Annotated in this window: 6 protein-coding genes; all 6 read left to right on the top strand. The window is 67.4% G+C overall.

Annotation, left to right across the window (positions count from 1 at the left end; all coding sequences use genetic code 11):
* The first annotated feature begins 348 nt into the window (after positions 1 to 348).
* The 6 genes from AB0M97_RS30420 (at position 349) to AB0M97_RS30395 (ending at position 9,085) form a co-directional block, all read left to right on the top strand.
* Positions 349 to 1,650 (top strand): diaminopimelate decarboxylase, encoded by a 1,302-nt coding sequence (locus tag AB0M97_RS30420; protein WP_365964202.1) that lies wholly within the window; start codon positions 349 to 351, stop codon positions 1,648 to 1,650.
* Positions 1,651 to 2,575: 925 nt separating this feature from the next.
* Positions 2,576 to 2,857 (top strand): hypothetical protein, encoded by a 282-nt coding sequence (locus AB0M97_RS30415; protein ID WP_365964201.1) that lies wholly within the window; start codon positions 2,576 to 2,578, stop codon positions 2,855 to 2,857.
* A complete protein-coding gene (locus tag AB0M97_RS30410) occupies positions 2,854 to 3,252 on the top strand; it encodes a PIN domain-containing protein (protein WP_365964200.1) in 399 nt (132 codons plus the stop codon). The genes AB0M97_RS30415 and AB0M97_RS30410 overlap by 4 nt, the downstream gene beginning before the upstream one ends.
* A 605-nt stretch (positions 3,253 to 3,857) precedes the next feature.
* Complete coding sequence (locus tag AB0M97_RS30405) at positions 3,858 to 6,260, top strand: N-6 DNA methylase (protein ID WP_365964199.1); 2,403 nt, start codon at positions 3,858 to 3,860, stop codon at positions 6,258 to 6,260.
* Entirely contained in the window at positions 6,257 to 6,526 is a 270-nt protein-coding gene (locus AB0M97_RS30400; RefSeq protein ID WP_365964198.1) for a hypothetical protein, read from the top strand. The genes AB0M97_RS30405 and AB0M97_RS30400 overlap by 4 nt, the downstream gene beginning before the upstream one ends.
* Before the next feature lie 756 nt (positions 6,527 to 7,282).
* Positions 7,283 to 9,085, top strand: coding sequence for an AAA family ATPase (locus AB0M97_RS30395; RefSeq protein ID WP_365964197.1), 1,803 nt, complete (start codon positions 7,283 to 7,285; stop codon positions 9,083 to 9,085).
* Positions 9,086 to 9,173 lie beyond the last annotated feature (88 nt).

Genomic DNA, 9,173 nt, shown 5'->3' with positions numbered 1-9,173 from the left:
CAAGAACCGACCGGCGCACTTCGATCGCCTTCCGCTCAGGCGGCAACGCACTGTCGAACGCCTGGCGCACGACCCGGCGATGCACCCCGTAACGCCCAACTGCAGCTGCGCCTTCTCGAGCGCGGCGGCCGGGACGCGTGAGCAGTCGGGCGCCGCCACGAAGAAAGGGCGGCTGCTTCGTGTCCGAGCACCATGGTGGCTGCGCCCCTGCTCCGGTTTCGCTCCACGATGAGAACCGCGCGGCGGAACACCGGGATTCCCGACGAAGACACCCGCACCGCTCCGACGAGAGTCTGGTGGCCCGCCCACGGCAACCGTGGGCGGAACTCGGCTCAGGGAGGGTGCATGATGAGTGGTTCTGACATTGCCGACCGGCGTGAGCGGATTCTGCGGGCGGCCGTACAGCAGGGTCTCCTGGAACCCGAAACGGCCGTACTGGCCGGGTTCATCGACCTCGACGGCGTCAACGAAACCGTCACGTCCCTGCGGAGCGCGTTCCCCGACTCCCTCCGGGTCCTGCACGCGTTCGCGGCCAAGGCGAACTGCCTGGTTCCCGTACTCGAGGAACTGCGCCTGAGCGGCATGGGCTGCGAGGTCGCCAGCGCCGGCGAACTCGCCCAGGCGCTGGAGGCGGGCTTCGAACCCGCACACATCGTGTTCGACTCCCCGGCCAAGACCCGGGCCGAACTGGTCCGGGCGCTGACCCTGGGAGTCGCGGTGAACGCGGACAGCTTCCAGGAACTCGCGCGGCTGGACGAGCTCCTGGCGACCCGCCGTTCCGACTCGCGGATCGGCGTGCGCATCAACCCCCAGGTCGGCGCCGGCTCGATCACCGCCATGAGCACGGCCACCGCGACCTCGAAGTTCGGCATTCCCCTGGAGGACGAGGGCAACCGGCAGAGACTGCTCCAGACGTACCGGGACCGCCCCTGGCTCACCTGGGTGCACACGCACGTCGGCTCACAGGGCTGCCCGCTGGACCTGATCGCCCGGGGCATCGCGAGGGCGGTGGAGTTCGCCGAGGAGATCAACGCCCGCCTCGGCCGCCGGCAGGTCACCGGCATCGACATCGGGGGAGGACTGCCGGTCAACTTCGACAGCGACGAGACGACGCCCGGCTTCGACACCTACGTGGACCATCTGCGCGAGCACGCACCGGCCCTGTTCTCGGGTGAGTACGAGATCGTCACCGAGTTCGGCCGCTCCGTGCTGGCCAAGAACGGGTTCACCGCCGCGTACGTCGAGTACACCAAGAGCGTCGGTGGGCGTTCCATCGCGATCACCCACGCCGGCGCACAGGTCGCCACCCGGACCGTGTTCGCTCCGGACGCATGGCCCCTGCGGATCGAGGCCCACGATCCCCACGGCCGGGCCAAGCACGGCCGGCCCGTGCCGCAGGACATCGCGGGCCCGTGCTGCTTCGCCGGTGACCTGCTGGCACGCGACCGTGCGCTGCCCCTCCTCGATGCCGGCGACCTCGTCGTCGTCCCGGACACCGGCGCCTACTACTTCTCCACGCCCTTCCACTACAACAGCCTGCCCGAACCCGCCGTGCACGGCGCCCGCGTCGACGCCGACGGCCGGGTCACCTTCCGGCTGCTGCGCCCCGCACAGGAGGTCCACCCGGTCCCGACCCTCGCCGGACGCTGATCCTCGCCCTCTGCGTGGCCCCACCAGAACGCCGACCGCAGCGACGTGGGCCGGCGCGGGCCCGAACGAGCACCCCCCGGCTGTCCAGTGAAAGTCCCCACTTCGAGGAAGGCAGGTGCAACCGCCATGAAAGTACGATGCGCCCGGTCAGGGTGCCCCACGGAGCAAGCGACGCCCCCGGGCCGATGGGGGCCCATCGGACGACGGCTGTCCGCCACGGGGATGCGCTGTGGCCGGGCGACGTGTGATGCCGCGCGGTGGATCTCCCGCCGTCGGCGCATCGCGGCCGACCAGTTCCTCCGGGGAGCGTGCTACGGGACGGGTACAGCCGTAGTGGGTCTGCTGGCGGTGTGGGCGCAGACTCGCTGACGACAAAGAAGCCCCGGACCACTGGTCCGGGGCTCTCTTCGTCGGAGGGGCGGCCGAACAACTCGGGGCGGAGACGGGTCTGGCCCGGGCGACGACAGCTCGATCCGGTTTCACCCTCGGGCAAACGCTGTGGCGCTCTCTTCCGTCTAGCCAACAAGTAAACCCCCAAGTCTCTGACCTGAGGGCTTCACATGGAGCGGGTGACGACAATCGAACTCGCGCTCTCAGCTTGGGAAGCGACGGCCCTTGGGCGGGCGTTATGGCTCTGACCAGTGTGGACGCCTGGATCTTGGGGTGACTGCGCGAGCTGGATCGCACCGCTGTTGACCATGGTTTTCCACACTTACGGGCACGTGGAGGGCACGAAATCTCGAAAGGGGAAGGCGGTGCCACCTGCGGGCGGCTCGACATGGGCCGTCCCCTGCGGAGACCAGCTGCTGAAGCGGCGTTGCGCTGCACAGCTCCCACCAACCTCCGACGCTGACTCCCTCGTCGTCCGGCCGGAATCCCGTGCACTCGCCATGCGCTATGCCATTCTCAATGGCATACTTGAGGTGTGACTGATGACGACGTGGACTTCCTGCCCGGCGATGGCCCCACCAGTGGTATCTCCGTCACCCTGAGCGCCGGAACTCTGCAGGCGATCCGTGAGCGGGTCGGCAAGCGAGGCGTCTCGGCCTACCTGGAGAAGGCGGCTCAGCGCCAGATCGAGCGCGACAACCTGGACGAGTTGATCGCGGACTTCGACAAGGTGCACGGCCCGGCCGACCCCGAGGCCGTGGCGGCCAAGCGCGCCCGGCTGACCGGCGGCGCCTCAAACGCTGGGGCAGCCGCGTGAGCGGTGCCCTGGTCCTGGACAGCGAGGGCCTGGCTAAGGCCGTACAGCGTGATCGGGAGATCCACGAGTGGCTGACGGCGGCTCGTGACGCGGACCTGCCAGTGATCACCTCAGCCGCCGTGCTGGTCGAGGTGATCCACCCGAAGATCAACGACGCCGCGCTGAAGTGGACCCTGTCCCGCCTGGCCGTCGAGCCGGTGACCCAGACCGTCGCGCAATCCGCTGCCGCCTTGCTGCGCGCAGCGGGGCTGCACGGCCACAAGTACGCCATCGACGCCATGCTGTGCGCGACCGCCCTGCAGCATCCCGGCCGGGTGACGATCCTGACTTCCGATGTAGAAGACATCGGGCTGCTCACCGCCGAGCATCCACGCGTGAGCGCGGAGAAGGTCTGAGCCGAGGCGCCTTGTAAAGAAGGTGCTCGCTGTACGGACGCTGCCCTGAAGTGACCGAGCTGGTGGTTCCGCTTGTCCTCACCCCCGCTTCTGGGTGAGCGTCGAAGAGGTTAGGACGAAGGCGCCTCCTTGGCCGGCACCCGCAGACGGGTGAGCGCCAAAGCGCGACGCAGGGTCTCCAGCACTTCGCGCAGGGCGAGGTTCACCGACTCCTTCCTGGTGCTGGTGCCAGGGCCTTGATCATGTCCGTGACCAATGGGTCGCACCTCTCCATGCCTCACGGTAATAGGTCGACACTCCTCCGTGCCGGTACCCCTTGCGCGGGCCTTCCTCACCGCGGGGCCGATGTCGCCACAGGCTGTCCCCTCATCCGAAAGTGTTAACGCCTTATCCATCCTTAGATGGCGAACCGGCGCCGAGGCGAGAGTTGAGAAGGCCAAACATGCACAAGAACTGGCGTTCTCCTCTTGCCTTGTTCGCAGGTGCGCCTGGAACGAGCATCTGAGTACTTGAAGTACTCATAAGGCACCAGCGCGACGACTGCCCTAGGCTCATGCGCCAACGAACGCCCCTCCAGGGCTACTTCGAAGGGATACCGAGGCGTCATGAAGAACAGAACGGGCATGTCTGACGGTGATCGCCTTCTGACGCGCACGGAGATTGCGGCCATGGCAGGCGTGACACGCGCGGCGGTCACCACATGGGAGCGGCGGGCGGCCGACTTTCCCACCCCCCGACGTACCGCCGGCCAGGATTACTTCGACGCGTCCGAGGTCCTCGGCTGGCTCGACGGAAGACGGGTGCCGTCGCACCGCCGGGAATCAGGGGAGGGCGAACTCACCACCTACGGAGACCGGGCGCGACGGCACTGGCCCGGCACCTCCGTCGCACAAGAGGAGACAGCGCGACAGCACGCCGGGCTCTCGCTCGGTCCCGGGCAAGGGCCGGATCCACGGGATTCCGAGATCGTCCGCAAGCTCATGGGGCCCTTGGCCGAGCGGGTGGGAGGCGCGGACCAGGCGGTCGCCTATCTGAGCCTCCTGGCCGCGTTGCTCTTCCTGCGCGAGACGAGACAGGGCTGCTGGCAGAAGGTACAGGCGTACGTTATGACCAGTGCCGAGCCGCGGTCCAGCATCTCCCTACTGAAGCTTGTCGGCTCGGAAACGGACGCGGTGCTGCGCGGCATGGGATCGCTGCCCGAGATGCAGGATGCGCTCGCTCGCCTGGAGCCCCGGCGGTTCCAGGATCTCGCGCAGGTCGTCCGACTGGTTGGTGCGCTCGGCCCTCATGCCTTTCAGTTGTTCATCGAGGACTACGAGGAGCGCGCGCAGCTGCGCAGCCGCGAGTTCTTCACACCGCTCCCGGTGGCGCGCCTGATGGCGGCGTTGGGGCGGGCGGCCAGGAAAAGCCCCCCGAGCAGCGTGTACGACCCGTACTTCCGTGGTGGGGAACTCCTCGGCGCGGCAGCCGACACTGCCAGGTGGGCGAGAGGCAGGCCCGGCGCCGCCGACGCTCCACTGCCCAGACTGCTTGGGCAGACGCCGAAGCGGGCGACGTTGTCGTTGGCCAGTATGGGCCTGGCATTGCGGGGAGTCCCGTTCGCCCTCCAGCTGAAGACCCGCGGGCGGCCCTGGGAGGAGAAGTGGCCCCAGGAGTCGGTCGATCTGGTTCTCACCAACCCGCCTTTCAACATGAAGGACACCTCGCAGGAGACCACGCGCACCGGGAACTGGCCCTATGGGGCCCCTCCGGTAGGCAACGACAACCTTGCTTATCCCCAGTACGCCTTGTCCGTCCTGGCCGAGGGCGGGCGCGCGGCGGTGGTCATGCCGAACAAGGCGGGCAACTCCGGGAACGCGGCGGAGCGGGCGATCCGTCAGGCACTGGTGGAGCAGGGTGTCGTGGAGTGCGTTGTCGCGCTGCCCGACCGGCTCTTCTCCGGCACCCCGGTACCCGTGTGCGTGTGGCTGCTGCGACACCCGGCCGACGCCGGGGACCATGTCCTGTTCCTGGACGCGCGTGACCTGGGCGTCATGCGACGCGGCGGACGGAGGGTGCTCGCCTACGACGACGTCCAAGCCGTCCTCGACTCGTACCTGGCTCTGAGCCCGGGGGGAGGACCCGCCCGACCGCATGACCCTCCTCCGGCGACCGTACCCAGCGCACGCGTCGACAAGGAGGGGCTACGCCGCAACGACTACTCGCTCAATCCGATCGACCACATCGGCCGGTCCTCGGCCCTGGACTCTGGAACGGCCGGTATGGCGGAGGTGGAAGCCTGGGCCGACGTCTCGCTACTGAGGGAGAGATGCGCAGTCCTGGACGAGCGTACTACCGGCCTACGCGCCGAGCTGAAGACCGACCGGGTGCGTCAGGCGCCTCGGCGCAGGGCGACGCTCGCGGAGTTGTGCGAGATCCAGACCGGCCCGTCGCACGGGCTGCTGGCGCCCCGGGACCGGACTCCGTACGGCGTGGTGCCGGTCGTCTTCCCCAAGCACCTGCGCGATGGGCGGGTGACCGACAGTGCCGACGAGTGCGTTTCGTTGGAGCTCGCAGAACGGCTGACGCGCTACCGCCTCGCGCCTGGTGACATCGTCTGTGTTCGCTCGGGCGCCATGGGCCCGCCGGCCATGGTCTGCGGGGACCAAACGGGGTGGCTCATGAGCTCCAACGTGATCAGGCTCCGCTGCCGTCAGGATGCCGGGGTCCTGCCCCACTACCTGCTCGCCGTGCTGAGCCGTCCGGACGCCGTGAACTGGGTCAGGGATCGAGCGGCCGCCACTGCGGCCCCGTTCATCACCAAGAACGCACTGGGACGCCAGGAAGTCCTGCTTCCCCCTCTCGACGTGCAGCACGAGATCGCCGAACTGCTGATGCTCCTCGGGGAGCGGTCTGATGCCCACAGGGAACTGGCGGCAGCCATCACCCACGCACGAGGACTGCTTCTCGACCAGCTGACGAGTGCCTCGCCCTCCTCGCGAGACAGCGAAAGGAAGCTCCGATCATGACCGCCCCCGACACCACGCGCCTCTCCCGGTCCGTCGCCTGGGCACTCTGGCTTCTGGTCATCGTGCTCTTCTCCATGCTGGTCGCCGTGTGTGTTGCCGCTCTGAAGCACGCGACCGGCGCGGGGATCGCTGAATTGATCCTTTACGCAGGGGGCGCATTCGGTGCAACGGCAGCGCTGTGCTTCGCCGCGGTGGGAGCAGTTACGACGCTACGGAACTGGACCACGACGGACGACCACACGAACCGGCCTACTGGCTCCGGCTGACGGCATGGCTGGGCCGGTGTCCCAGCCATGGACTGTCTAGAGCGGCACCCAACCGCTCTAGACAACAAAGAAACCCCAAGCTGCTGACCTGGGGTTTCGCATGGAGCGGGTGACGAGAATCGAACTCGCGCTCTCAGCTTGGGAAGCGACGGCGCTCGGGGAGCCGGGTAGCTCCTGACCTGCGCAAACGTCCTCTGGTGTGGAGCCCGTAAGGGCAGGATCGCACCGCTCTTGACCGTGGTTTACCCGTCTTATGGGCACGCTATGGGCACGGCGTCGCGGGATGGCTGAGTGTCGTGTCTACGTCACTTTCCCTATGCCCGGTACTCGTCGACACGTAGGCCGACCGAGGGGACGCGTCGCGACTGCACATGGATGCCCATCAGTTGCCCCTGGTTCGGAGGATCACAAAAAGCTCGCTTTGCTGTGCAGCCTTCGATCTCCATGACGGGCAGCCCGCTCAGCTCGCTCACCATCAACTCGGCGTCCTCGGCTCCGCGCCGCTGGCAGCGGCTACGTCGCGCTGCACGTGCTGCTCTCGCAGTTGCGTGATCCGACATCAGTGGTCGAGGAAGGCTTTGACAGCAGGCGGCAAGTGGCGGCGAGCGCGAGGCGTTGCAGGAGGGATGTTGCCCGCTATGCGGGGCTGTACGAGCTGCCTTAAAACGGCGGATCCATCCTCAGGGGTACTGCTAGCGTCACGTTCATCACATGGGCATCTAAATGCCCCACCAGTACCAGACACCCAGGACGACCGTGAAAATCAAGCGCGTTCGCATCGAGAACTTCTGTTGTCTGCACAAGGTGGACGTGTCCTTCGAAGACATCACCTCCTTCATCGGGCCGACCGGCGTCGGCAAGTCCACCGTGCTGCGCGCGCTCGATTGGTTCTTCAACGGCGAACGAGGAGTCTCGCTCAGCGACGATGACGTGCACTCCGGGTCCGTTGACGGCCGTATCACCGTGGAGGTGGAGTTCGACGGGCTCACCGACCACGACGGGCAGGTGCTTGGCCGGTACGCGCCTGAGGGCGCACGGAGTGTGAGCATCTGGCGGACGTGGCAGAACGGCGAGGACAAGATCACCGGCAAGGCGCTGGCGTACGGGCCGTTCGAGGACGTACGCAAGAACGAGAAGGCCATGGATCTGCGCCGCGCCTACGACAGGCTGCGGGAGAGCGACCCCAGCCTGGGTCTGCCAGCCGCCGGAAGCAAGGACAAGGCCCTGGACGCCATGCTGACCTGGGAGTTGGCCAACCGGGACCGCCTCACCGAGGCCGAGGTCGAGGATACCCATTTCTTCGGCTTCGCCGGGCAGAGTCGGCTCGCCCAGCTGATCGATTTCGTATTCGTCTCCGCTGACTTGCGGGCGTACGAGGAGGCGGACGACCAGAAGACGACTGCGGTCGGCCGCATCCTTGACCACGCCGTGGACCGCTCGCAGGCGAACGAGCAGCTCGGCGAGATCGAGGAGAACGCCCATCTGGCACGCCAGGAGCTGCACACCAAGGTCTACGGTCCGGTGCTCGACGAGGTGTCGGCCGCGCTGTCCGCCGAGGTCGCCAAGTTCACTACCGGGCGTGAGGTGGTCGTGACCCCAACGGTGCACGTGCCAAAGCCGGCCCGGACCACCTTCCAGGTGAGCATCCGTGACGGTGCCGCCCAGACCTCGGTCTACCGACAGGGCCACGGCTTCCAGCGCGCGCTGATCATTGCGGCACTGAAGTACCTGGCTGACCGCAGGAGTTCGGCCGGTGGCGTGCGGACGCTGTGTCTGGCCATCGAGGAGCCAGAGCTCTTCCAGCACCCGCCGCAGGCACGGACGTTCGCGAAGGTGCTGCGCGAGCTGGTCGCGACCTCGCCGCGGGGACGTACCCAGATCATGTACGCGACCCACAACCCCGTCTTCATCGACCCGAAGGGCTATCACCAGATCCGCCGGCTCAGCCGCGACGCCGGCGCCGAGCACCCGGTCACCGAGGTGTGGCAGGCCACGGAAGATGACCTGTGCCGGGTCCTCGACGAGCTGGTCGACAAGCAGGTGATCCGGAGCCGGACCGAGGGCACGCTCAGCGGTGCGCTGGCCGAGGGCTTCTTCGCCCATGCCGTGGTGCTGGTCGAAGGCGGTGGTGACGAGGGTGTGATCACCGGTTGCGCGGAGCGGTCGGGGATCAACCTGGGAGCGGAGGGCGTTAGCGCCATCCAGGTCTCGGGCAAGGACAACCTCATGCTGTCCGATGCGCTGTTCAGCGCTCTGGGAGTGCCCTGCCACGTCGTATTCGACGGTGACGCAGGCATGGAGGAGCGCAAGCGGGAGTCGGTGAGCCACCGCGACCCACACGAGCGCGAGAAAGCGGAGCGGAAGATCGAGGAGCAGGCCCGGCACAACCGGACCAAGAACGCGAACCTTCTCCAGTACCTGGGCGCGATGCCCAACCCTCAGCCCGCCGACGACTCGACCGGCCGCTACACCGTCTTCGGGGACACCCTGGAGACATACCTCGGTCAGTACTGGCCTTCTTGGGAGGAGCGCAGGAAGGAGCTGGTGCGCACCGGCTAGGTGTGCTGTCCCGGGACGTTGGTGACACGCGTGCTGGGTGCTTGAACGGGTGAGGGCCTTCTGGGTTCGGTGTGGATTGCGACATCTG

Origin of the sequence: Streptomyces sp. NPDC051207 (assembly GCF_040682395.1) — a bacterium.
GTDB lineage: Bacteria > Actinomycetota > Actinomycetes > Streptomycetales > Streptomycetaceae > Streptomyces.
This window is presented reverse-complemented; position numbering and strand designations above follow the sequence as displayed.